We start from the raw sequence: 21,994 nt of genomic DNA on the forward strand, positions 1-21,994 counted from the left end.
ACCGACGGCCGGCCCGTCCCGTGGCAGGAGGACCCTCAGGTGACCGGCTCGCCGTCCTCCAGCTCCACCGGCCCGCCGCCGGACGCCAGGGCCGCCAGAGCTGCCCGCACCCGGCCGCCGAGGGTGCCCAGCAGGTAGTCGTCCAGGTCGGCGGGGGCCACCAGCCGCCAGGACAGCAGCTCCTCCTCCTGGAGCCGGATCGCCGCCAGCTGCTCAGCGGTGAGCACCCCGCCGTCGTACAGGTACGCCACGATCGGCGGGCGGCCGGGGCCCCGCACCCAGTCCACGGCGAGCAGCCGTCCCGGGGCCACGTCGAGGCCGATCTCCTCCGCCGTCTCGCGCCGGGCGCCCTGCCGGGGGCCTTCGCCCGTCTCCGATTCGACGGTGCCGCCGGGCAGCGCCCAGCCCTTGCGGTAGTTCGGCTCGACGAGCAGGATCCGCCCGTCCGCGTCGCGGAAGAGCGAGGCGGCACCGGCGAGGACCCGGGGGAGCCCGGCGATGTACGTGGCGTAGTCGGTATCGGGAGTCGTCACGGCCGACAGCGTAGTGGCCGGAGTCCGGACCGCTTGGCCGTGGACGGCCATGGGCAGATCAGGGGTCGTGCGGATAGGGTCGGGGCGGCGCGACTGCCTGTTCGAAAGCAAGGGATGCAAGGTGACGGACGGAGCAGATGTGGAGACCGCCCGCGTGCTCGTGGCGGCGGACAAGTTCAAGGGCTCGCTCACGGCCGTACAGGTCGCGGAGCGGGTGACGGCCGGGCTGCGGCGCGTCGTCCCCGGCCTGGCGGTGGAGACCCTGCCGGTCGCGGACGGCGGCGACGGCACGGTCGCGGCGGCGGTGGCAGCCGGATTCGAGCGCCGCGAGGCGCGGGTGACCGGCCCTCTCGGCGACCCGGTGACGGCGGCGTACGCGCTGCGCGGGGACACCGCCGTGGTGGAGATGGCCGAGGCCTCGGGCCTCCAGCATCTGCCCGACGGGGTGTTCGCCCCGCTCACGGCCACCACGTACGGCTCGGGCGAGCTGCTGGGGGCCGCCCTGGAGGCGGGGGCGACGACGATCGTGTTCGGGGTCGGCGGCAGCGCCACCACCGACGGCGGCGCGGGCATGCTCGCGGCTCTCGGCGCGCGTTTCCTGGATGCGGACGGCAAGCCCGTCGGCCCCGGTGGCGGTCCGCTCGCGACGCTGGCCGAGGCGGACCTCTCGGGGCTCGACCCGCGCCTGAAGGACGTCGACCTGGTCCTGGCCAGCGATGTGGACAACCCGCTGACCGGGCCCAAGGGGGCGCCCGAGGTGTACGGACGGCAGAAGGGCGCGAGCGAGGAGGACATCGCGGTCCTCGACGCGGCCCTCACGCACTACGCCTCGATCCTCGGCCCCGACACCGCCGCACTGCCCGGCGCGGGCGCGGCCGGAGGCATCGGCTACGGGGCCCTGGTCGCCCTCGGCGCCCGCTTCCGCCCCGGCATCGAGGTCATGCTCGACGTCCTCGGCTTCGCGCCCGCGCTCGCCCGCGCCACGCTGGTGGTCACGGGCGAGGGCTCGCTCGACGAGCAGACCCTCCACGGCAAGGCCCCGGCCGGGGTCGCCGCCGCCGCCCGCGCGGCCGGGATCGAGGTCGTCGCGGTCTGCGGCCGCCTGGCCCTGCCTCCGGAGGCCCTGGAGCGGGCGGGCATCCGCCGCGCCTACGCCCTGGCCGAGCTGGAACCGGACCCGGCGGTCTCGATGGCCCAGGCGGGCCCGCTGCTGGAACGGGCGGCGGAGTCGATCGCCCGGGACTTCCTGGCGGGCTGACGACCGTACGACCGGCTGTCGTCGGCCCCGCCCCGTGGCGGCCTCCCCTCACGGTGGGGCCGATGACAACCGTCACGGTAGGGTCGGCGACAGCCGTCACGGTGGGGCCGACGACAACCGCAGCACATCCAGCGCCAGCACCAGGTCCACCAGTTCGCGCGGCCGGGACAGCGAGCGCGCGGTCAGTCGTTCCAGCCGACGCAGCCGGTTGAACACCGTGTTGCGGTGACACCCCAGCCGGGCCGCCGCCCGCCCCACCGAACCCCCGCACTCCAGCCACGCCTCCAACGTCTCCACCAGCAAGGACCGCTCCGCCGGTACGAGCGTCAGCAGCGGGCCGAACACCTCCGCCAGCAACCGGGTGGACAGCTCCGGACGGCTCACCAGCAGGGCCGCCGGAAGCCGCTCGTCCAGCCGGACGATCTCCCGGCTGCCCGGCTCGCACGTCAGCAGCGCCGTACCCGCCAGCCGGCGCGCCGCACCCAGCTCCGCCAGGGAGCCCACCACCGGGCTCACCCCCCCAGGACCGGCGCCCAGCTCCCTGAGCCGCGCCGCCACCCGCGCCGGGCCCGCCGGACCCAGCAGCACCACCGCGACCTCCCGGCGCTCCGCCCGGTCCTCCGCGCCGCCCGGGGGGCCCTCGCCCCCGCCCCACCACCAGCGCGCGCCGTCCACGTCCGGGCCCGCGACCACCGCCGCGTCCGGCGCCGGCGTGCCCAGCACCACCACGGCGTAACGCCCCCGCTCCGGCAGCCCGAGGCCGCGCGCCGCCCGCGTCACCATGCCCGGCGGGGCCCCGCCCGCCAGCAGCGGGCCGAGCAGCGCCCCGTACCGCGTTCCACGCCGCATCCGCCGCTCCGTCCCCGGGGCCGGGCGCTCCCGATGACCGACGAGGATGCCACCGGCCCGGGCGGTGGGCGCCCGACCGTCACGGCGTCTGTGCGCGTGCACAACGAGGCCCTTCGTTCGCTGGTCGCCCGCATCGAGTCGGCCCCGCCCCGTGGACGCACGTCCCGCCCGGTGCTGGTCTGTGGCACCACCCCCACAGACCAGCAAGACACACGACATGGCGGAAGGAGGAGGACGCATGGCAACGCTGGAGATCCGCGAGCTGTCCGTCGGCTACGGCCCGGTCCGGGCACTGCGCGACATCTCGGTCGATGTGCCGGACGGCGGGATCACCGCCGTGCTCGGCGGCAACGGCGCGGGCAAGACCACGCTGCTGCGGGCCGTGTCGCGGACCCTCGGCTTCCACCGCGGGACGGGCACCGGGACCATCCGGTTCGACGGCCGCCCCCTGGAAGGGCTGCGGCCCGCCCAGGTGGTGGCCGCCGGAGTGGTCCAGGTACCGGAGGGCCGGCAGGTCTTCGCCCGGATGACGGTGGCCGACAATCTGCGGGCGGGTGCCCTCGGGGCACGCGGCGGACGCAAGGAGACCGGCGCGGCGCTCGCCCGGGTACACGAACTTTTCCCGGTGCTCGCGGACCGGGCGCACCAGCGGGCCGGGCTGCTGTCCGGCGGCGAGCAGCAGATGCTGGCCATGGGCCGCGCCCTGATGGCGGGGCCCCGGCTGCTCCTGCTGGACGAGCCCTCGCTCGGCCTCGCCCCGCTGATGGCGGCCAGGATCGCCGAGACCGTGCAGGAGATCAACGCGGGCGGCACCTCCGTCATGCTCGTCGAGCAGAACGCGGCGATCGCTCTGCGCCTCGCCTCCACGGCGTACGTCCTCGACGTCGGCGAGGTCGCCCTGTCCGGGCCCGCCGACGAACTCGCCGCCTCCGACGAGGTGCGCCGCCGCTATCTCGGCGTCGTCGACGAGGACGCGGCGGCGGACGCCGACCCGGCCGCCCGCACCCGGCGGACCCTGAGCAGGTGGTCCGCGTGACGACCACCGCAACAGCCCGCCAGGACACCACCGGGGCCGCCCTCGCCGTCCAGGACGTCACTGTCCGCTTCGCCGGGCTCACCGCCCTGGACAGCGTCTCCTTCACCGTCGAACCCGGCAGCGTGCATGCCGTGATCGGACCCAACGGAGCCGGCAAGTCCACCTGCTTCAATGTCCTGTCCGGCGTCTACCGCGCCGCCTCCGGGCATGTCCGGCTCGGCGACACCGAGCTCACCGGACTCCCGCCGCACGCCATCGCGGACCTCGGGGTCGCCCGCACCTTCCAGAACCTGGCGCTGCCCCCGCACGCCACCGTCGCCGACAGCCTCCTCCTCGGCCGCCACCGGCTGACCCGCTCCGGGTTCCTCGCCACCGGCCTGCGACTGCCCTCCGCCGTCCGCGAGGAACGACGCCACCGCGGGCGGGTCCGTGAGATCGCCGAATTCATCGGACTGGCGGGGCAGTTGGGGCGACCCGCGGGATCGCTTCCGTACGGGCAGCAGAAGCTCGTCGAGCTCGGCCGCGCCCTGTGCATGGAGCCGCAGGTCCTGCTGCTGGACGAGCCGATCGCGGGCATGACCGCGGACGAGCGCCGCCGCACCGCCGCCGTCGTCGCCGACGTACGCGACAGCCTCGGCATCTCCATCGTCATGGTCGAGCACGACATGGGAGTGGTGATGCGGCTCGCGGACGCGGTGACCGTACTCGACTTCGGGCGCAGGATCGCGGGCGGCACCCCCGCCGAGGTCCAGAACGATCCGGCCGTCGTCCAGGCCTACTTGGGAGCACCTCAATGACCACGTTCGTCGAACTCCTCCTCGGCGGCCTCTCGATCGGCTCGGTCTACGCACTTATCGCGCTCGGGTTCGTCGTCATCTTCAAGGCCACCGAGGTCGTCAACTTCGCCCACGCGTCGCTGCTGTTGGCGGGTGGCTACGTCACCGCCGTGCTCCACGACGACATCGGGTTCTGGCCCGCGCTGCTCGTCGGGATCGCCGGGGCCGCGGCCGTCGGGGCGGCCATCGAGTTCTTCGTGATGCGCCGCTACCGGGGCAGCGACCACAGCGTCCTCGCCATCGTCACCATCGGCGTCGACATCCTCCTGATCACCGAACTCACCCGCCGCATGGGCACGGACGTCCTCGCCCTCGGCGACCCCTGGGGCAACGAGGTCGTGAACATCGGCGGCATCACCCTCGCCCAGACCCGCATCGCCGCGTTCCTCGCCGCCGGGCTCCTGATCACGGTGTTCCTGCTCGCCTTCCGCTACACCTCGTGGGGCGTCTCGATGCGGGCCGCCGCCGAGAACCCGCAGACGGCGGCGCTCATGGGCATCAAGCTGGGGCGGGTGTCGCTCGCCGCCTGGGCGGTCGCCGGGGCGCTGGCCGCCGTGGCCGCGCTCTTCCTCACCGTGTTCCCGACCCCGGGCCTCGAGCGCGCCACCTCGCTCGCCGCGCTCAAGGCGTTCCCCGCCGCGATCCTCGGCGGGCTCGACTCCACCACCGGGGCGCTGGCCGGCGGACTCATCGTCGGCGTCACCGAATCCCTCGCCACCGGCTACCAGAGCGACCTGTCCTTCCTCGGCCGGGGCATCGGCGATCTGGCGCCCTACCTGGTGATGGTGGCCGTCCTGCTGATCCGGCCCGCCGGACTCTTCGGCACGAAGGAGCTGGCCCGTGTCTGACACCACCGCTGAAGCTCCCGCCGAAGCCCCTGCCGTGACCGCTTCCGAGAGCGGCGGACCGGAGAGCCTCACGGACCGGCTGCGCAGCCCCCGTACGTACGCCGTACTCGTCGGATCCCTCCTGCTCCTCGTCCTCCCGTTCTACCTGGACCGCTTCTGGCTCCAGGCCGGGCTGTTCGCGATGGCGGCGGCGATCGGCGCCATCGGGCTCAACATGCTCACCGGCGCCACCGGGCAGCTCTCCATGGGCCACGCGTTCTTCCTCGCCGTCGGCGCGTACGGCTACTGCGTCCTGGCGGGGGAGAGCAGTACCGAGAACGGACACACGCTGACCGGCCTCGGGCTGCCCACCTGGCTGGCCGCGATCCTCGCGGTGCTGCTCGCCGGGGCGGCGGGAGGCGTCTTCAGCCCCATCGCCGGACGGCTGCGCGGCGCCTACCTCGGCATCGCGACCCTCGCGCTGATCTTCATCGGGCAGCACGTCCTGTTCAACGCGGGCTCGCTGACCGGCGGTTACAACGGTCGGCCCGTACCGCCGCTGTCAGTCTTCGGGTTCACCTTCGACGACTCCGAACTCGTCGTCGCCGCCGTCCCGTTCGGGTCCTCGGAGAAGCTCTGGTACGCAGGTCTCCTCGCTCTCCTGCTGAGCGCCCTGTTCGCCCGGGGCGTGCTGCGCGGCCGGCCCGGACGCGCCATGAACGCCATCCGCGACCACCGGATCGCGGCCGGCGTGATGGGCGTGCCGGTGGCCCGCTACCGAGCCGGGGTCTTCGTCCTGTCCTCGATGTACGCGGGCCTCGCGGGCGTCCTGCTCGCCCTGGTCTTCCAGCGGACCGTGCCCGAGTACTTCGGCATGATCCTGTCCCTCGAATACCTCGCCATGATCGTCATCGGCGGCCTCGGGAGCGTCGCGGGAGCCGTGATCGGCGCCGCCTTCGTCTCCCTGCTCCCGCAGGTGTTCACGCACTACAGCGACTCCCTGCCGCTGGTCTCCGCCCCCGGCACGGGCGGCCTGGCACCCGGTGAGGCGTCCCGCTATCTGTACGGCGCCGCGGTGGTCGCGGTGGTCCTGTTCCTGCCCGGCGGCCTCGCCCGCCTCGGCCTCACCCGTACGAAGAAGCCGAAGACTCCCAGGAATCCCGCTGTTCCGCAGCAGTCAGCGGCACCGAACCCATCAGCGGCTCCGAAGAATCCAGCGGCTCCGAACAATCCAGGGGAGAAGTCATGAAACTGAGAGTGCTCACGGCCGTCGTCGCGGCCCTCGCCGTCACCCTCGTCGGATGCAGCGGCAAGGCGACCGACGGGAAGGCGGACGAGGAGGGCGAGGGCGGGATCAAGACCGGTCCCGGGGTCTCCTCCTCGACGATCTCCCTCGGGGTGCTGACCGACATGACGGGGGTCTACGCCTCGCTGGGCAAGAGCGTCACCCAGGCCCAGCAGCTGTGGGTCAAGCGGACCAACGACGCGGGCGGCATCTGCGACCGGAAGATCGAACTGACGGTCCGCGACCACGGATACGACCCGCAGAAGGCCATTTCCGCGTACACCGAGCTGGAGCCGAAGGTCCTCGGCTTCGCCCAGTTCATCGGCTCTCCGTTCGTCGCCGCCGTCGAGCAGCGCATCGACGGCCAGGACAAGGGCCTCGTGTTGCCGCAGGCCTGGTCGGCGAACCTGCTGGGCTCCCCGTACATCCGGGTCATCGGCGCCACCTACGACGTCGAGACGATCAATCTCATCGACTACCTCCTCGCCGAGAAGCGCATCGAGAAGGGCGACAAGATCGGCCACGTGTACTTCGAGGGCGACTACGGCGAGAACGCCCTCGTCGGCTCGAAGCACGCGGCGAAGGAGGCGGGGCTCACCGTCGTCGAACAGAAGATCAAGCCGACCGACAACGACATGACGGCCCAGGTCGCCGCCCTCAAGCAGGCCGGGGTCAAGGCCGTCGTGGTCAGCGCCGGACCCCGCCAGGCCGCCTCGCTCGTCGGCGTCGCCGCGGCCACCGGGTTCAACGTCCCGGTCGTCGGCAACAACTCGGCCTTCGCCCCCCAGCTGTTGAAGACCCAGGCGGGCCCGGCCCTGCTCAAGGACTACTACGTCGCCGCCTCCACCCTGCCCATCGGCGACCCGGGCGACGGACCCGCCAAGCTCGCCAAGGAGTACGCCGCCCAGTACCCGAAGGACGTTCTCGACAACGGAGTCGTCGCCGGCTACACGGCGGCCTCCCTCTTCGGCGAGGCCCTGACCAAGGCCTGCGACGACAAGGACCTCACCCGTGAGGGCATCGACAAGGCGCTGCTCACGATCAAGGGGTACGGGACCGAGTTCGGCGTGACGCACGACTTCTCGGACCCGAAGACGCCCTCCACCCGGGAGAGCGTCATCATGAAGCCCGACGCCGGCGCCGCCGGCGGACTGAAGGTGGTCCGGCCGGCCGAGGTCGCCGCGGCGGCCGAGTCCTTCACCACCGGCTCCTGAGCCCCGCGTCGGGAGGGCTGACCGGAGAGTGACGGGAGGTCTGACCGGTAGAGCCCGGTCAGACCTCCCGGCCGTTCATCCCGATGTAGCGGAAACGGCCCCGCTCCACGCGGTATATGAACACCCCGGTCCCGGTGTACATCCCGTTGGCGGACTCGAAGGCATAGCTTTTGGAGACGCCCTTGTACGAGGTCGTGCGCAGCGCGGGCAGCAGGTCCTGGCGCGACAGCTTCTCCCGGCCGAGCTTCTCGGCGCAGGACGCGATCAGTCCGACCGCGTCGTACGCCTCGGCCGCGAACAGCGGCGGCGCCTGGTCGAACCGCTTGCGGTAGGCGGCGGCGAACGGGTGCACCGAGGGTACGGACGCGGGGTCGGCGGCCGTCGAGACGACCAGCCAGCCCGCCGCGTCCTCGCCCGCCTCCGCCAGGAACCGCGGGTCGTGCGCGGCCTGGGTGGCGATCTTCGGCCCCAGGAACCCGGCCCCGGCCAACGACTTCGCGAACCGTCCGGCGTCCCGCAGGCCGCCCCCGTACACCACCGCTCCTGGCCGCTTCGCGACGATCCGCTCGGCCTCCGCGTCCAGGTCGCGCGTGCCCTCCCGTACGGTCTCCGCGAAGACGGTGCGACCGTTGCCGCGCAGCCCCGCGTCGAGGAAGCGGGTGGTCTGCCGGCCGTACTCGGTGCCGTCGTCGACCAGCGCCACCTGGTCGATTTCATACGCCCCGAGGAACTCCGCCACCGGCAGCATCTGCATGTCGTTGCGCGGCCGGGCGCACAGGAAGACCCGGTTCAGATGCCGGATGTCCCCGTCGACCACGCTGAGCAGGGGCAGCGCCGCCTCGTCGTAGGCGACCAGCGCCTCCCGCGCCGCGTCCGTGCCGGTCGCACCTATCGCGGCCACCAGGAGCGGGTCCTCGGCGAACCGGCGCACCGCCGCCTTCGCCCGCTCCTCCTCACCCCTGTCGTCGACCGTGGTCAGCCGCAGTGTGAACGGCGCGTCGCCCCGCGCGTTGTGCTCGGCGACCGCGAGTCGGGCCGCCCGGTCCTGGCCCCTGCCGACGGCCGCGGACGGGCCGTTGAGGTCGGCCTGGAGCCCGATGCGCAGCTCCGGGCGGGCCGTCTTCCCGTCCTCCTCACCCTTGCCCCCGGGCTCCTTGTCGCCGCCGGAGACCAGCCAGGCGGTGGTGGAGCCCGCAGCGGCGAGCACCACGCCCCCGGTGACGTACGTGAGGAAGCGACGACGGCCGGGGGAGGCGGACACGGCGGTCGTGTCCCGGCCTCCGCTCCCGCCGCCCGTGTCCGGGCCGCCGAACGGGCCGCCGGGCGGTCCACCGAACGAGCCGCCCTCCGGGCCGCCGCCGGGACCGCCGGCCGAACCGCCGCCCGCGTCCAGGCTCGTCACGTCGATGTCGGGCAGGGCGAGCATCCGCGCCGAGCGCTCGGCGATCAGATGGGTGACCGGGCCGGGCAGCCAGCTGCCGCCCGACAGGTCCTCGGCGAACGCCTGCCGGATGTCCGCCGCCGCCGGACGGTCCCCGGGCTCCTTGGCGAGGCACGCCTCCACCACCGGGAGCAGCCCGGGCGGCACCGCGCTCAGCTCCGCCGTGTCGTGCACGGTGCGGAACAGCATCGCCTCCACCGGGCCGGTGCCGAACGGCCGCCCGCCGGTCGCCGCGTACACCAGGACGCAGCCCAGCGAGAAGACATCGCTCGCCGGGCCGATCCGCCGCCCCTGCGCCTGCTCGGGCGAGAGGAAGCCGGGGGAGCCGACGATCACGTCCGTCGCCGTGAGGACGGTGTCGTCCAGGGCCCGCGCGATCCCGAAGTCGATCAGCCGGGGCCCGTCGAGCCCCAGCAGGACGTTGCCGGGCTTCACGTCCCGGTGCACCAGGCCCGCCGTGTGGACGGCCTCCAGCGCCTCCGCGAGCATCGAGCCCAGTGCCCGCACCCCGCGCTCCGGCAGCGGCCCTCCGGTGCCCACGGCCTCGCTCAGGGCGGGCCCGGGCACGAACTCGGTGGCCAGCCACGGGGCCGGCGCCTCGGTGTCGGCGTCGACCACCGGCACCGCCCACCGGTTGCGGACCTGCCGGGCGATGGCCACCTCGCGGCGGAAGCGGGCGCGGAAGCCGGTGTCGTCGGCGTACTCCGCGCGGATCAGCTTGATCGCCACCAGCGCGCCGCCGGGCGACCGGCCCAGCAGCACCACGCCCATGCCCCCGGCGCCGAGGCGACCGAGGACGCGGTACCCGGCGATCCGTGCCGGGTCGGTGGAGCGGAGCGGTTCCATCAGGGGTCAGCGCCTTTCGTCCGGGCCTGTGGTCACGTCGGTTCCGGGCCCGCGGTCACTTCAGTTCCAGCTCGACGCGGTAGAGCACCTTGGCGCCGCCCTCGGCGGCGATCCGCAGCAGGTCGGTGTTGGTGTAGCCGTTGGCGCCCTTGACCGAGACGGCCGTCGTCACCGGGCCGATCCGGGACTTGGACCAGACGTAGTCCTGGACCCCGCCCGACTCCGGGCCCGAGTACTTCCCGGCCTCGAACAGCGAGGCGTCCGCGTTGCGCACGTCCTTCTGGTCGAACTGGAGGGACATCAGACCGCTGAGGCGCTGCCCGCCGCCCAGCTCCTGGTCCGGGCACCGGAAGCTCTCCTGGACGGTGTCCTTGATCTCCCGGTCGGCCCCCGCCTCGGTGCGGTGCACGGTCACGGTCACCGCCCCCTGCACCCGGCCCTTCCCACCCTGCGCCGGGATGTCGAGCCGCCGTGTGAAGCTGTCCAGGATGCCCGACGGCAGCGCGGACCGGGTCCAGACACAGGAGTCCGGAAGCACGGGCCAGCTGCCGCCGCTCTCGTACGGCGTGTGCCGGACCATCCCCGCGGTCCAGTCGTTCTCCCCGAGCGCGGCGTTACGGGTCAGCTTCCGCGCCTGGGCCGCGTTCTTCGGGACCCGGTCCGGGTTCGGCGAGAAGTCGTAGGCGCTGGGCAGCGCGCCCGGCAGCGTCGACTGCTTCGGATCGGGTGTCTCGGACGCGCCCGTCTTCTCCCCACCGGTCGCGGGGCCACCCTGCTCCGCGGATCCGCTCGGCTTCGGGTCGGGCCCGTCCTCGCCCTTCGACTCCGACCCGCCGCATCCGGCCAGCAGCGCCCCCGCCGCCGCGATCGCCGCCACACGCGTCCCCACCAGCATCAGCTTCATCTCGGACCCCCCGGTCCCCCGGACCGCGCCCTGGCCGAAATGGCCCGGGTGTCGGTTGCGAGGCGATTCTAGAAGCCCGGTCCGGCGGAGGGACGGGAACTCCGTACTCACCTTGCTGCCGAAACTTCTCAGCCATCGGGAGGGCATCACCTCTGGCGGCGGGACGTGGCCGGTGGTAAGCGGCGCCGGGCGCGTCCCGCCGGAAACGCGCGAGGGCCCGGATGCCGGGGAGCATCCGGGCCCCGAGAGCCATGCGCGTACGGCTACGGCAGCTGCGCCGCCCGCGCCTCGCGCCGGTTGTCACGGAACGTGTTCACCCGTCGCGCCGTGGCGAACAGCGGGATCACCGCGCCGAGCACCACCTGGAGCGCGCAGCCCGTCTGGAGCAGCAGCTGACCGCCGGGGGCGTCGAACGCCCAGGCGGCGAGCAGCCCCATCGCGGCCACGATCCAGCTGAGCATCGCCACCGCGAGGATGCCCCGCGGCTTGGGGTACTCCACCCGGCTCACCATCAGCCAGGCGACCCCGATGATCGCGAGCAGGGTGGGCACGAAGGGCAGCTCCAGGAGCACGATCGAGACGACCGTCAGCGCTCCGAAGGGGCTCGGCATGCCCTGGAACATGCCGTCCTTCAAGGTCACGCAGGAGAATCTGGCCAGCCTGAGCACCACCGCCAGCAACACGACGATCGCCGCCAGTGCCGACACCCGCTGGTGGGCGTCGTCGGCGACCATGCCGTACACGAGCACGAAGTACGCCGGCGCGAGCCCGAAGCTGATGAGGTCCGAGAGGTTGTCCAGCTCGGCGCCCATCGGCGAGGAACGCAGCTTGCGCGCCACGAGCCCGTCGAACAGGTCGAAGATCGCGGCCATCAGCATGAGGATCACGGCGGTGGCGGCCGAGTGCCGGGCCATGCCCGTCTCCTCGCTGCCCGTGAGGTGCGGGATCAGGATGCCCGTGGTGGTGAAGTACACCGCCATGAAACCGCACGTCGCGTTACCGAGCGTGAGCGTGTCCGCTATCGACAACCGCATGGAGAGCGGCATGTCCTCCGTGCCGTCGACGTCGTTCCCGTCTTCGGCCTCCGGCACCCAGCCGGCCTTGGTATCGGGATCAATCACGGTCAATTCGAGTCACCCCCGCGGTGGTGGCCTGACCGACCTCGACCGCGACATCGATACCCTCCGGGAGGTAGATGTCCACGCGCGAGCCGAAGCGGATCAGGCCGATGCGCTCGCCCTGCTCCACCTTCGTGCCCTCGGGGAGGTACGGCACGATCCGACGGGCGACCGCTCCCGCGATCTGCACCATCTCGATGTCGCCGAGCTCGGTGTCGAAGTGCCAGACAACGCGCTCGTTGTTCTCGCTCTCCTTGTTGAACGCCGGAACGAACCCGCCCGGAATGTGCTCGACCGACGTCACGGTGCCCGCCAGCGGCGCGCGGTTGACGTGGACGTTGAGCGGGCTCATGAAGATCGCGACGCGGGTGCGCCCGTCCTTCCACGGCATGATGCTCTGCACCACGCCGTCGGCCGGGGAGATGACCCGGCCTTCGGTGATCTCGCGCTCGGGGTCACGGAAGAACCACAGCATGCCCGCCGCGAGCGCGGTGGTGGGCACGGCCGCTGCCGCCCAGCGCCCCGACTTGCGGGCGCGGGCCAGGCTGAGGGCTGCGGTGGCGACGGTCGGCAGGAGCCACGGGGAAGCTCCGCGGGCGATGCGGACCCCGCCGCGGGATGCGGTGGAAGTGCTGTCGGGCATGAATGACCTTCGTAGCGGATGATGCCGCGCTGGCAACGGGGGACGGCGGCTTTCCGAAGATGCTATCGGTTGCCGGGCGCAACTGGGCAAGCCAGCAGCCGAGTCGGACTGACGAACGCCGCCCGTCGAGGGTGACCCGGTGTGATGTTCTTCGCCACCAAATCACCCTGAAACGGACAATCAGCCCTGGAATCGGTACTCCTCCAAGAGGCGCCGGCCAATGATCATTTTCTGGATCTCGGCGGTACCTTCACCGATCAGCAGCATCGGCGCCTCGCGGTAGAGGCGCTCGATCTCGTACTCCTTGGAGAAGCCGTAGCCGCCGTGGATACGGAAGGCGTCCTCGACGACTTCCTTGCAGTACTCGGAGGCGAGGTACTTCGCCATCCCTGCCTCCAGGTCGTTTCGTTCCCCGGAGTCCTTTTTGCGTGCCGCGTTCACCATCATCGCATGAGCGGCTTCGACCTTGGTGGCCATTTCGGCCAGTTTGAACTGGATCGCCTGGTGCTGGGCGATCGGCTTGCCGAAGGTGTGGCGCTGCTGGGCGTACGAGACGCCCAGTTCGAATGCACGCTGCGCGACACCGCAGCCACGAGCGGCGACATTCACCCGGCCGACCTCGACGCCGTCCATCATTTGGTAAAACCCTCGGCCGGTCGTGCCCCCGAGGACACGATTGGCCGGAATGCGCAGGTCGTCCATGATGAGCTCGGTCGTGTCGACGCCCTTGTAGCCCATCTTGTCGATCTTCCCGGGGATGGTCAGGCCGGGCCGGACCTCTCCGAAGCCGGGCTCCTTCTCCACCAGGAAGGTCGACATCGACTTGTGCGGCGCGGTGCCCTCGGGGTGGCCTTCGTCACTTCGGGCCAGAACGGCCACCAAAGTAGAGGTTCCGCCGTTCGTCAGCCACATCTTCTGGCCGTTGAGAACGTACTCGTCGCCGTCCTTCACACCCTTCGACGAGATCGCCGAGACGTCCGAGCCGAGCGCCGGCTCGGACATCGAGAAGGCCCCGCGCACCTCGCCGAGCGCCATCCGCGGCAGGAACGTGTCCTTCTGCTCCTGCGTGCCGTGCTGCTTGAGCATGTAGGCCACGATGAAATGCGTGTTGATGATGCCCGACACGCTCATCCAGCCGCGGGCGATCTCCTCCACGCACAGCGCGTAGGTGAGCAGCGACTCACCCAGCCCCCGTACTCCTCGGGAATCATCAGCCCGAACAGGCCGAGTTCCTTGAGTCCCTCGACGATTTCCGTCGGGTACTCGTCGCGGTGCTCCAGCTGGGTCGCGACCGGAATGATCTCCTTGTCGACGAAATCCCGGACCGTGGCAAGGATTTCCCGCTGGATGTCGTTCAGACCGGCGGTCTGGGCGAGTCGCGTCATGGCTGCTTCTCCTGTGGCTTCACGCGGATGGCCTTAAGGCTTCAGGCGGTTACTTGGCAGGCGTCGGGCGGCCGGGCTGCTCCCCGCCGCGCTCCTTGATGTACGTCTCGGTGGGGACCATCACCTTGCGCCGGAACACGCAGACGACCGTGCCGTCCTGCTTGTAGCCCTTGGTCTCCACGTAGACGATGCCGCGGTCGTTCTTGGACTTCGACGGGGTCTTGTCCAGCACGGTCGTCTCGCCGTAGATCGTGTCGCCGTGGAAGGTCGGCGCGATGTGCTTGAGCGATTCGACCTCCAGATTGGCGATGGCCTTTCCGGAGACGTCCGGCACCGACATGCCGAGCAGCAGCGAGTAGATGTAGTTGCCGACGACCACGTTCTTGCCGAAGTCGGTCGTCTTCTCCGCGTAGTTGCTGTCCATGTGCAGCGGATGGTGATTCATGGTCAGCAGACAGAAGAGGTGGTCGTCGTACTCCGTGACCGTCTTTCCGGGCCAGTGCTTGTAGACGGCACCGACCTCGAACTCCTCATACGTGCGTCCGAACTGCATGATCAGGCCTCCGGGGCTTCGAACTTGGACGTGCGCTGCATTCCGGCGGCCCGGCCCTTGCCCGCGATGACCAGGGCCATCTTGCGGCTGGCCTCGTCGATCATCTCGTCGCCGAGCATCGCGGAGCCCTTCTTGCCGCCCTCCTCGGAGGTGCACCAGTCGTAGGCGTCGAGGATCAGCTCGGCGTGGTCGTAGTCCTCCTGCGAGGGCGAGAACACCTCGTTCGCCGCGTCGACCTGACCCGGGTGCAGTACCCACTTGCCGTCGAAGCCGAGGGCGGCGGCGCGGCCGGCCACCTCGCGGTAGGCGTCCACGTCACGGATCTGGAGGAACGGGCCGTCGATCGCCTGGAGGTCGTGGCTGCGGGCCGCCATCAGGATGCGCATCAGGATGTAGTGGTAGGCGTCCGCCGGGTAGCCGGGCGGCTGCTGGCCGACGACGAGGGTCTTCATGTTGATCGAGGCCATGAAGTCGGCCGGGCCGAAGATCAGCGTCTCCAGGCGGGGCGAGGCCTGGGCGATCTCGTCGATGTTCACCAGGCCCTTGGCGTTCTCGATCTGCGCCTCGATGCCGATCTTCCCGACCTCGAAGCCCATCGTCTTCTCGATCTGGGTCAGCAGCAGGTCCAGCGCCACGACCTGCTGGGCGTCCTGGACCTTCGGCAGCATGATGCAGTCGAGGTTGGGGCCCGCGCCCTCGACGACCGTGATGACGTCCCGGTACGTCCAGTGCGTCGTCCAGTCGTTGACCCGCACGACCCGGGTCTTGCCGCTCCAGTCGCCGTTGTTCAGCGCGTCCACGATGTGGTGGCGGGCGCCCTCCTTGGCGAGCGGCGCGCAGGCGTCCTCCAGGTCCAGGAAGACCTGGTCGGCCGGGAGGCCCTGGGCCTTCTCCAGGAAGCGCGGGTTGGAGCCCGGCACGGCCAGACACGAACGGCGCGGGCGCAGACGGTTGACCGAGGGGGTGGGCGTGGTCATGCGGGGACCTCCAGAGGGTCGAGCTTGTTCGCTTTCCGGATCTCGTCGACGATACGGCCGATGATCTCCGTGATGCCGAAGTCCTTCGGGGTGAAGACGGCGGCCACTCCGGCTTCGATGAGTGCGGTGGCGTCGGCCGGCGGGATGATGCCGCCCGCGATCACCGGGATGTCCGGCGCCCCGGCCTCGCGCAGCCGGTGCAGCACGTCGGGGACCAGCTCGGCGTGCGAGCCGGACAGGATGGACAGGCCCACGCAGTGCACGTCCTCGGCGAGCGCCGCGTCGGTGATCTGCTCGGGTGTGAGTCGGATCCCCTGGTAGACCACCTCGAACCCGGCGTCCCTGGCCCGTACGGCGATCTGCTCGGCCCCGTTGGAGTGCCCGTCCAGGCCTGGCTTGCCCACCAGCAGACGCAGTCGCCCGACACCCAGGTCGGCGGCGGTCCGGGTGACCTTCTCGCGGACCAGGGCGAGCGTGCTGCCCGGCTCGGCGGTGACCGCGACCGGGGCCGAGGAGACCCCGGTGGGCGCGCGGAACTCGCCGAAGACGTCCCGCAGCGCCCAGGACCACTCGCCGGTGGTGACGCCCGCCCGGGCGCACTCGACGGTGGCCTCCATCATGTTCTCGGTGCCCGCCGCGGCCTTCTTCAGCGCGGCCAGGGCCTCCGACGCCCGCGCCTCGTCGCGGTTGTCCCGCCACTCGTGCAGGGCGGCCACGACCCGGGCCTCGTTCTCGGGGTCGACGGTCATGATCGCGCCGTCGAGGTCGGAGGTGAGCGGGTTGGGCTCGGTGGACTCGTAGATGTTGACGCCGACGATCTTCTCGTCGCCCGCCTCGATCCGGGCCCGCCGGGCCGCGTGCGAGGAGACCAGCTCGGACTTGAGGTAGCCGGACTCGACGGCCGCCATCGCGCCGCCCATCTGCTGGATCCGGTCGATCTCCGCCAGCGACTCCTCGACCAGGGTCTCCACCTTGGCCTCGATGACGTGCGAACCGGCGAAGATGTCCTCGTACTCCAGCAGATCGCTCTCGTGCGCCAGCACCTGCTGGATCCGCAGCGACCACTGCTGGTCCCAGGGGCGGGGGAGCCCCAGCGCCTCGTTCCAGGCCGGCAGCTGCACGGCGCGGGCGCGGGCGTCCTTGGAGAGGGTGACGGCCAGCATCTCCAGCACGATGCGCTGGACGTTGTTCTCCGGCTGCGCCTCGGTCAGGCCGAGGGAGTTGACCTGGACGCCGTAGCGGAAGCGGCGCTGCTTGGCGTTGGTGATGCCGTACCGCTCGCGGGTGACGCGGTCCCAGATCCGGCCGAAGGCGCGCATCTTGCACATCTCCTCGATGAAGCGGACGCCCGCGTTCACGAAGAACGAGATGCGGGCGACCACGTCACCGAACTTCTCCTCGGGCACCTGGCCCGAGTCGCGGACCGCGTCGAGCACCGCGATGGCGGTCGACATGGCGTACGCGATCTCCTGGACCGGGGTGGCCCCCGCCTCCTGGAGGTGGTAGCTGCAGATGTTGATCGGGTTCCACTTGGGGATGCGGTTGACCGTGTAGGTGATCATGTCCGTGGTCAGCCGCAGTGAGGGCACCGGCGGGAAGACGTGCGTCCCGCGCGAGAGGTACTCCTTCACGATGTCGTTCTGCGTCGTTCCCTGGAGCTTGGCCGTGTCGGCCCCCTGCTCCTCCGCGACCACCTGGTAGAGCGCCAGCAGCCACATGGCGGTCGCGTTGATCGTCATCGAGGTGTTCATCTGCTCCAGGGGGATGTCCTGGAACAGCCGCCGCATGTCACCGAGGTGCGAGACGGGAACGCCGACACGGCCCACCTCGCCGCGGGCGAGGATGTGGTCCGGGTCGTATCCGGTCTGCGTGGGCAGATCGAAGGCGACCGAGAGACCCGTCTGGCCCTTGGCGAGGTTGCGGCGGTACAGCTCGTTGGACGCCTCGGCGGTCGAGTGACCGGCGTACGTCCGCATGAGCCAGGGCCGGTCCTTCTGACGTTCGTTCATCGGGGAACCTCAGACGTTGCGGAAGCGGTTGATGGCGTCGATGTGCTGCTCGCGCATTTCCTGGTCGCGCACGCCCAGACCCTCGCGGGGGGCCAGGGCGAGGACGCCGACCTTGCCCTGGTGGAGGTTGCGGTGGACGTCGTACGCGGCCTGCCCGGTGTCCTCCAGGGAGTACGTCTTGGAGAGCGTGGGGTGGATCTTGCCCTTGGCGATGAGGCGGTTGGCCTCCCAGGCCTCGCGGTAGTTGGCGAAGTGGGAGCCGATGATGCGCTTGAGGGACATCCACAGGTAGCGGTTGTCGTACTCGTGCATGTAGCCCGAGGTGGAGGCGCAGGTGGTGATGGTGCCGCCCTTGCGGGTGACGTAGACAGACGCGCCGAAGGTCTCGCGCCCGGGGTGCTCGAAGACGATGTCGATGTCCTCGCCGCCGGTGAACTCGCGGATGCGCTTGCCGAAGCGCTTCCACTCCTTCGGGTCCTGGGTGCGCTCGTCCTTCCAGAACTTGTAGCCCTCGGCGTTGCGGTCGATGACCGCCTCCGCGCCCATCGACCGGCAGATCTCGGCCTTCTCGGGGGAGGAGACGACACAGATCGGGTTGGCGCCGCCGGCGAGGGCGAACTGGGTGGCGTAGGAGCCGAGCCCGCCGCTGGCGCCCCAGATCAGCACGTTGTCGCCCTGCTTCATGCCCGCGCCGTTGCGCGAGACGAGCTGGCGGTACGCGGTCGAGTTGACCAGGCCCGGAGCGGCGGCCTCCTCCCAGCTGAGGTGCTGGGGCTTGGGCATCAGCTGGTTGGACTTGACGAGGGCGATCTCCGCCAGGCCGCCGAAGTTCGTCTCGAAGCCCCAGATGCGCTGCTCGGGGTCGAGCATCGTGTCGTTGTGGCCGTCGGAGGACTCCAGCTCGACCGAGAGGCAGTGCGCGACGACCTCGTCGCCCGGGTTCCAGGCGTTCACGCCGGGCCCGGTGCGCAGGACGACGCCCGCCAGGTCGGAGCCGATGACGTGGTACGGCAGGTCGTGGCGCTTGGTGAGCTCGCTGAGCTTGCCGTACCGCTCCAGGAAGTTGAACGTCGAGACCGGCTCGAAGATCGAGGTCCAGACGGAGTTGTAGTTCACCGAGCTGGCCATCACGGCGACGAGGGCCTCGCCGGGGCCGAGTTCGGGGACCGGGACGTCGTCGAGGTGGATCGACTTGCGGGGGTCCTTGTCGCGGGATTCGAGACCGGCGAACATCTCCGCCTCGTCCTTGTGCACGGTGATGGCGCGGTAGGACTCGGGGAGGGACAGGGCCGCGAAGTCCGCGGCCGTGCTGTCCTGCGACTGGATCGCGTCCAGGATTTCCTTCACGGTGTTGCCTCCGGTGATGCGGCGTCGAGGGAACGCTTGAGGGGCCCTGCTGGCAGGGGGAGCGGTGCGGTGTGGAGGTGTTGCCGTCGGTTCGGCAGGTGGAGCTGGCTTTGCTCGGTGGAGCAGAAGGTGCCTGTGACGCAGGCGTCCGGGCGCGCAGCACGGTGGTTGCGGGGACAGCCGGCGCACGTGTGAGTTCTCAGCACGCCGGCCGCCCGGACACCTTCAACGTATGGCACTCCGTGACACCTGACAAGGCACCCAGTGCCAACAATTTCTCTCACTTGTCATCTCGTGGGCACGCATGAGCAACACGATGGGCGTTACGAGCCGTTCTGTCCTGCTGGCAGGCGGTCAGCGGGCCCGGCGGTACACATACGGCGTCGTGGTCCCGAGCGCCGTGAAGCCCAGCCGGCGCAGGATCGGGGCGGACATGTCGGTCGCGTCGACCTGGAGGTAGCGGTAGCCGCGCTCGGCGGCGATCCGGGCCCGGTGCGCCACCAGAGCCCGGTAGACGCCCCTGCCCCGCCACTCCGCGACCGTGCCGCCGCCCCAGAGCCCCGCGAAGGCCGTCCCCGGGTACAGCTCCATCCGGGCCGAGCCGACCGGTTCGCCGTCGGCCGACGCCACGAGGGCCACGAAGTCGTCCGGGGCCTGTTCCAGCCGTGTCAGCACCTGGTGGCGCAGCCGGCCCGCGTCCGTGCCGAACGCCCGCTCATGGGCCAGCGCCACCAGCTCCACCCCCGCCGCGTCGGTCACCGCCCGCAGCTCGACCCCCGTCGGAGGGTGCGCCCCGGGCAGCCCGGTCAGCGACTCGACCGGGGCGACCAGCAGCGTCTCCGACGGCTCGGCCGCGAATCCCGCGGCCCGCAGCCGCTCGCCCAGGTCGCCTGGGCCGTCATGGGAGTAGAGCTTCCATTCGAACGCCTCGTGGTCGAGCCCGTCCCAGTGGGCGATCTGGGCCGCGATCGCCGCGTCGGCCCCTTCGGCGTCCAGGCCCGGCTCGGACCAGACCACCCCGTTCCAGTCGTCGGGCCCGCCCACCTGGCGGACCAGGGGGCCGGAGCGTTCGACGCGTACGCCGGGTCCGTCCGGGCGGGCGTGCTCCCGCAGCTCGCGGTCGAACAGGTCGCGGATCTCGGTGGGTCGCATCCGTGCACCTCAGCACGGCGGCGTCCGGCGGACCAGCGGATTTCGGCCGACGCCCGCGCCCAGTGCCCCGCCGCGCGTCGAACGCGCCGCACGGGGCACACGGTGCCACAGCAAGTGATCTTGAAACGACGAGGAGACAGGGGTGGGACACCGATGGCGATACCGATCCGCCGCAGACGGGGCGACCGGCAGGGGCGTGCCTCCTTCGATCTCCGGCGCACCTCCTTCGGCTTCGCGCTGCTCGCCCTGCTCGTCGCGGGCGGCGGGCTGGCGCTGCGGGCGGTCTGGGAGAGCGCCGCCCGCCACCCGGCCTTCGCCGTGATCGTGGTCCTCTCGCTGCCCGCCCTCGCCGTCCTGCTGCTCCGCCGCCGGCGCGCCCGCCGGGTCGCGGCGGCTGTCACCGAGGCCGCGTACGACATCGTCGACGAGGGCCTCGCGGAGCTGGACGCGGCCGAGGCGGCCCGTGCCGAAGTCCCTCCCGCCGCCCCGGAGCCGGCCGACCGCCCCGTCGACTACGCCCGACTCGACCCGTACGCCTTCGAGGAGGCCGTCGCCGGACTGTGCCGCCGCGACGGCTGCGCCGACGCCGAGGTGGTGGGCGGCGCGGGGGACCTGGGCGCCGACGTGCTGGGCACCACCCCGGACGGCCGCCGCGTCGTCATCCAGTGCAAGCGCTACGGTCCTACGAGCCGGGCCGGCTCCCAGGACCTCCAGCGGTTCGGCGGCACCTGCTACGCGGTGCACGCGGCGGACGTGGCGCTCGTCGTCTCCACCGGCGGCTTCACCGAACCCGCCCTCGACTACGCCGAGCAGTGCGCCATCCTCTGCTACGGCCCCGAGGAGCTGGCCGCCTGGAGCGAGGGCGGTGCGCCCCCGCCCTGGGAGGCCGCGGCCCCCGCCGGGCAGCCGGACGCCGAGGTCAGCGGTCCTTGAGCGCCTGCTGGATCGTCCGCATGACCTCGTCCAGCGGGGCGTCCGTCCGCGCCACCGCGACCAGCACCTCGCCGTCCGCGGTCACCGAAGCGGCCGGGGCGCGCTCGGGCTCGGCCTGGGCGGTCCGGCCGGCCCCGATGCCCGTCCCGAAGGTGTCGCGCACGATGGCGAAGGCACGGTCGAGCTGGGCCTCCACATCACCCTGGCCGCCCGCCCGCAGCCAGCGGCGCAGCACGTGGTTGTGCGCGGTGACGACGGCGGACGCGGCGACCTCCGCGAGCAGCGGGTCGTCGTTGCCCACATGGTGGTCGCGCTCGTCGAAGTGGCCCAGGAGATAGCGGGTGAACAGCCGCTCGTAGCGGGCCACCGACGCGATCTCGGCCTCCCGGAGGGTCGGCACCTCACGGGTCAGTTTGTAACGGGCCACGGAGACGGCGGGCTTGGCCGCGTACATCTTCATGACTTCCTTGATGCCGCGGCAGACCGTGTCGAGCGGGTGCTCGTGCGCGGGGGCGGCGTTCAGGACGGCCTCGGCCCTGACGAGGGTGTCGTCGTGGTCCGGGAAGATGGCCTCTTCCTTGGAGCGGAAGTGGCGGAAGAAGGTCCGGCGGGCCACGCCCGCGGCGCCCGCGATCTCGTCGACCGTCGTCGCCTCGTACCCCTTCGTGGCGAAGAGTTCCATCGCGGCGGCGGCCAGATCGCGGCGCATCTTGAGCCGTTGGGCGGCCGCCCGCGTCCCCGCGGTGGTCTCCGGGGCGTCGGTCGCGGCGGTGGCACGGGGTGACTTGGCGGGCTGGGACATGGCATGAACGTAACGCATCGGTGCAGGAGAGCGCGCCTGCGGGGGC

General features: G+C 71.5%; 19 protein-coding genes and 1 pseudogene. 7 read left to right on the forward strand and 13 right to left on the reverse strand.

Going from position 1 to position 21,994, the window contains the following annotated elements; all coding sequences use genetic code 11:
• Positions 1–35 precede the first annotated feature (35 nt).
• The gene (locus tag CCZ36_RS30160; protein WP_069737279.1) at positions 36–533 is read right to left on the reverse strand and encodes an NUDIX domain-containing protein; all 498 of its coding nucleotides are present in this window, start codon (positions 531–533) and stop codon (positions 36–38) included.
• Positions 534–672: 139 nt separating this feature from the next.
• Between CCZ36_RS30160 and CCZ36_RS30165 the strand changes: the two genes are divergently transcribed.
• Complete coding sequence (locus CCZ36_RS30165) at positions 673–1,791, forward strand: glycerate kinase (protein ID WP_069737234.1); 1,119 nt, start codon at positions 673–675, stop codon at positions 1,789–1,791.
• Positions 1,792–1,887: 96 nt separating this feature from the next.
• Here the strand turns inward: CCZ36_RS30165 and CCZ36_RS30170 are convergent, their stop codons facing one another.
• Positions 1,888–2,640, reverse strand: a complete 753-nt coding sequence (locus CCZ36_RS30170) for a PucR family transcriptional regulator (protein ID WP_069737233.1) — start codon at positions 2,638–2,640, stop codon at positions 1,888–1,890.
• Positions 2,641–2,878: 238 nt separating this feature from the next.
• On the opposite strand from CCZ36_RS30170, the gene CCZ36_RS30175 reads away from it, so the two are divergent.
• The 5 genes from CCZ36_RS30175 to CCZ36_RS30195 are packed head-to-tail and all read left to right on the forward strand — an operon-like array spanning position 2,879 to position 7,838.
• Positions 2,879–3,676: an ABC transporter ATP-binding protein gene (locus CCZ36_RS30175; protein ID WP_069737232.1), complete on the forward strand. Its 798-nt coding sequence runs from the start codon at positions 2,879–2,881 to the stop codon at positions 3,674–3,676.
• A complete protein-coding gene (locus tag CCZ36_RS30180) occupies positions 3,673–4,473 on the forward strand; it encodes an ABC transporter ATP-binding protein (protein ID WP_128819002.1) in 801 nt (266 codons plus the stop codon). Before CCZ36_RS30175 ends, CCZ36_RS30180 begins: the two co-directional genes overlap by 4 nt.
• A complete protein-coding gene (locus CCZ36_RS30185) occupies positions 4,470–5,360 on the forward strand; it encodes a branched-chain amino acid ABC transporter permease (protein WP_069737230.1) in 891 nt (296 codons plus the stop codon). The genes CCZ36_RS30180 and CCZ36_RS30185 overlap by 4 nt, the downstream gene beginning before the upstream one ends.
• Positions 5,353–6,588 carry a branched-chain amino acid ABC transporter permease gene (locus CCZ36_RS30190; protein WP_069742207.1) on the forward strand — a complete coding sequence of 412 codons (1,236 nt, stop codon included), beginning with the start codon at positions 5,353–5,355 and terminating at the stop codon, positions 6,586–6,588. Before CCZ36_RS30185 ends, CCZ36_RS30190 begins: the two co-directional genes overlap by 8 nt.
• A complete protein-coding gene (locus CCZ36_RS30195) occupies positions 6,585–7,838 on the forward strand; it encodes an ABC transporter substrate-binding protein (protein ID WP_069737228.1) in 1,254 nt (417 codons plus the stop codon). Before CCZ36_RS30190 ends, CCZ36_RS30195 begins: the two co-directional genes overlap by 4 nt.
• A 58-nt stretch (positions 7,839–7,896) precedes the next feature.
• On the opposite strand, the gene CCZ36_RS30200 is transcribed toward CCZ36_RS30195, so the two are convergent.
• The 10 genes and pseudogenes from CCZ36_RS30200 to CCZ36_RS30245 form a co-directional block, all read right to left on the reverse strand.
• Entirely contained in the window at positions 7,897–10,125 is a 2,229-nt protein-coding gene (locus CCZ36_RS30200) for a bifunctional serine/threonine-protein kinase/ABC transporter substrate-binding protein (protein ID WP_128819003.1), read from the reverse strand.
• 55 nt (positions 10,126–10,180) lie between these two features.
• A complete protein-coding gene (locus CCZ36_RS30205) occupies positions 10,181–11,029 on the reverse strand; it encodes a hypothetical protein (RefSeq protein WP_128819004.1) in 849 nt (282 codons plus the stop codon).
• A gap of 263 nt (positions 11,030–11,292) precedes the next feature.
• On the reverse strand, positions 11,293–12,120 hold the full coding sequence (gene pssA, locus CCZ36_RS30210) for a CDP-diacylglycerol--serine O-phosphatidyltransferase (protein WP_176734582.1): 828 nt from the start codon (positions 12,118–12,120) through the stop codon (positions 11,293–11,295).
• A gap of 22 nt (positions 12,121–12,142) precedes the next feature.
• On the reverse strand, positions 12,143–12,790 hold the full coding sequence (locus tag CCZ36_RS30215) for a phosphatidylserine decarboxylase (protein WP_010058364.1): 648 nt from the start codon (positions 12,788–12,790) through the stop codon (positions 12,143–12,145).
• A gap of 180 nt (positions 12,791–12,970) precedes the next feature.
• Positions 12,971–14,175: pseudogene (locus CCZ36_RS30220) on the reverse strand (acyl-CoA dehydrogenase family protein).
• 49 nt (positions 14,176–14,224) lie between these two features.
• Entirely contained in the window at positions 14,225–14,728 is a 504-nt protein-coding gene (locus tag CCZ36_RS30225) for a MaoC family dehydratase (RefSeq protein WP_010072684.1), read from the reverse strand.
• 2 nt (positions 14,729–14,730) lie between these two features.
• The gene (locus CCZ36_RS30230; protein WP_065476817.1) at positions 14,731–15,705 is read right to left on the reverse strand and encodes an HpcH/HpaI aldolase/citrate lyase family protein; all 975 of its coding nucleotides are present in this window, start codon (positions 15,703–15,705) and stop codon (positions 14,731–14,733) included.
• On the reverse strand, positions 15,702–17,714 hold the full coding sequence (locus tag CCZ36_RS30235; RefSeq protein WP_128819005.1) for a protein meaA: 2,013 nt from the start codon (positions 17,712–17,714) through the stop codon (positions 15,702–15,704). Before CCZ36_RS30235 ends, CCZ36_RS30230 begins: the two co-directional genes overlap by 4 nt.
• A gap of 9 nt (positions 17,715–17,723) precedes the next feature.
• Positions 17,724–19,061: a crotonyl-CoA carboxylase/reductase gene (gene ccrA, locus CCZ36_RS30240; RefSeq protein WP_069737222.1), complete on the reverse strand. Its 1,338-nt coding sequence runs from the start codon at positions 19,059–19,061 to the stop codon at positions 17,724–17,726.
• Between the two features lie 354 nt (positions 19,062–19,415).
• Positions 19,416–20,213, reverse strand: coding sequence for a GNAT family N-acetyltransferase (locus CCZ36_RS30245; RefSeq protein ID WP_128819006.1), 798 nt, complete (start codon positions 20,211–20,213; stop codon positions 19,416–19,418).
• A gap of 153 nt (positions 20,214–20,366) precedes the next feature.
• Between CCZ36_RS30245 and CCZ36_RS30250 the strand changes: the two genes are divergently transcribed.
• Positions 20,367–21,146, forward strand: a complete 780-nt coding sequence (locus CCZ36_RS30250; RefSeq protein ID WP_069737220.1) for a restriction endonuclease — start codon at positions 20,367–20,369, stop codon at positions 21,144–21,146.
• Here the strand turns inward: CCZ36_RS30250 and CCZ36_RS30255 are convergent.
• A complete protein-coding gene (locus tag CCZ36_RS30255; protein ID WP_128819007.1) occupies positions 21,133–21,948 on the reverse strand; it encodes a TetR family transcriptional regulator in 816 nt (271 codons plus the stop codon). The two genes, CCZ36_RS30250 and CCZ36_RS30255, sit on opposite strands and share 14 nt — an antisense overlap.
• Between the last annotated feature and the right edge of the window lie 46 nt (positions 21,949–21,994).

This window comes from Streptomyces sp. S063, from assembly GCF_002832675.1.
Classification (GTDB): Bacteria; Actinomycetota; Actinomycetes; order Streptomycetales; family Streptomycetaceae; genus Streptomyces; species Streptomyces sindenensis.

What these genes read in the sequence shown, in the direction of transcription:
- CCZ36_RS30200 (WP_128819003.1), bottom strand. Translation starts at nt 10,125, where the DNA reads ATGGAACCGCTCCGCTCCACCGACCCGGCACGGATCGCCGGGTACCGC.
- CCZ36_RS30255 (WP_128819007.1), bottom strand. Translation starts at nt 21,948, where the DNA reads ATGTCCCAGCCCGCCAAGTCACCCCGTGCCACCGCCGCGACCGACGCC.
- CCZ36_RS30235 (WP_128819005.1), bottom strand. Translation starts at nt 17,714, where the DNA reads ATGAACGAACGTCAGAAGGACCGGCCCTGGCTCATGCGGACGTACGCC.
- CCZ36_RS30195 (WP_069737228.1), top strand. Translation starts at nt 6,585, where the DNA reads ATGAAACTGAGAGTGCTCACGGCCGTCGTCGCGGCCCTCGCCGTCACC.
- CCZ36_RS30205 (WP_128819004.1), bottom strand. Translation starts at nt 11,029, where the DNA reads ATGAAGCTGATGCTGGTGGGGACGCGTGTGGCGGCGATCGCGGCGGCG.
- CCZ36_RS30170 (WP_069737233.1), bottom strand. Translation starts at nt 2,640, where the DNA reads ATGCGGCGTGGAACGCGGTACGGGGCGCTGCTCGGCCCGCTGCTGGCG.
- CCZ36_RS30250 (WP_069737220.1), top strand. Translation starts at nt 20,367, where the DNA reads ATGGCGATACCGATCCGCCGCAGACGGGGCGACCGGCAGGGGCGTGCC.
- CCZ36_RS30225 (WP_010072684.1), bottom strand. Translation starts at nt 14,728, where the DNA reads ATGCAGTTCGGACGCACGTATGAGGAGTTCGAGGTCGGTGCCGTCTAC.
- CCZ36_RS30215 (WP_010058364.1), bottom strand. Translation starts at nt 12,790, where the DNA reads ATGCCCGACAGCACTTCCACCGCATCCCGCGGCGGGGTCCGCATCGCC.
- CCZ36_RS30185 (WP_069737230.1), top strand. Translation starts at nt 4,470, where the DNA reads ATGACCACGTTCGTCGAACTCCTCCTCGGCGGCCTCTCGATCGGCTCG.
- CCZ36_RS30230 (WP_065476817.1), bottom strand. Translation starts at nt 15,705, where the DNA reads ATGACCACGCCCACCCCCTCGGTCAACCGTCTGCGCCCGCGCCGTTCG.
- CCZ36_RS30175 (WP_069737232.1), top strand. Translation starts at nt 2,879, where the DNA reads ATGGCAACGCTGGAGATCCGCGAGCTGTCCGTCGGCTACGGCCCGGTC.
- CCZ36_RS30245 (WP_128819006.1), bottom strand. Translation starts at nt 20,213, where the DNA reads ATGCGACCCACCGAGATCCGCGACCTGTTCGACCGCGAGCTGCGGGAG.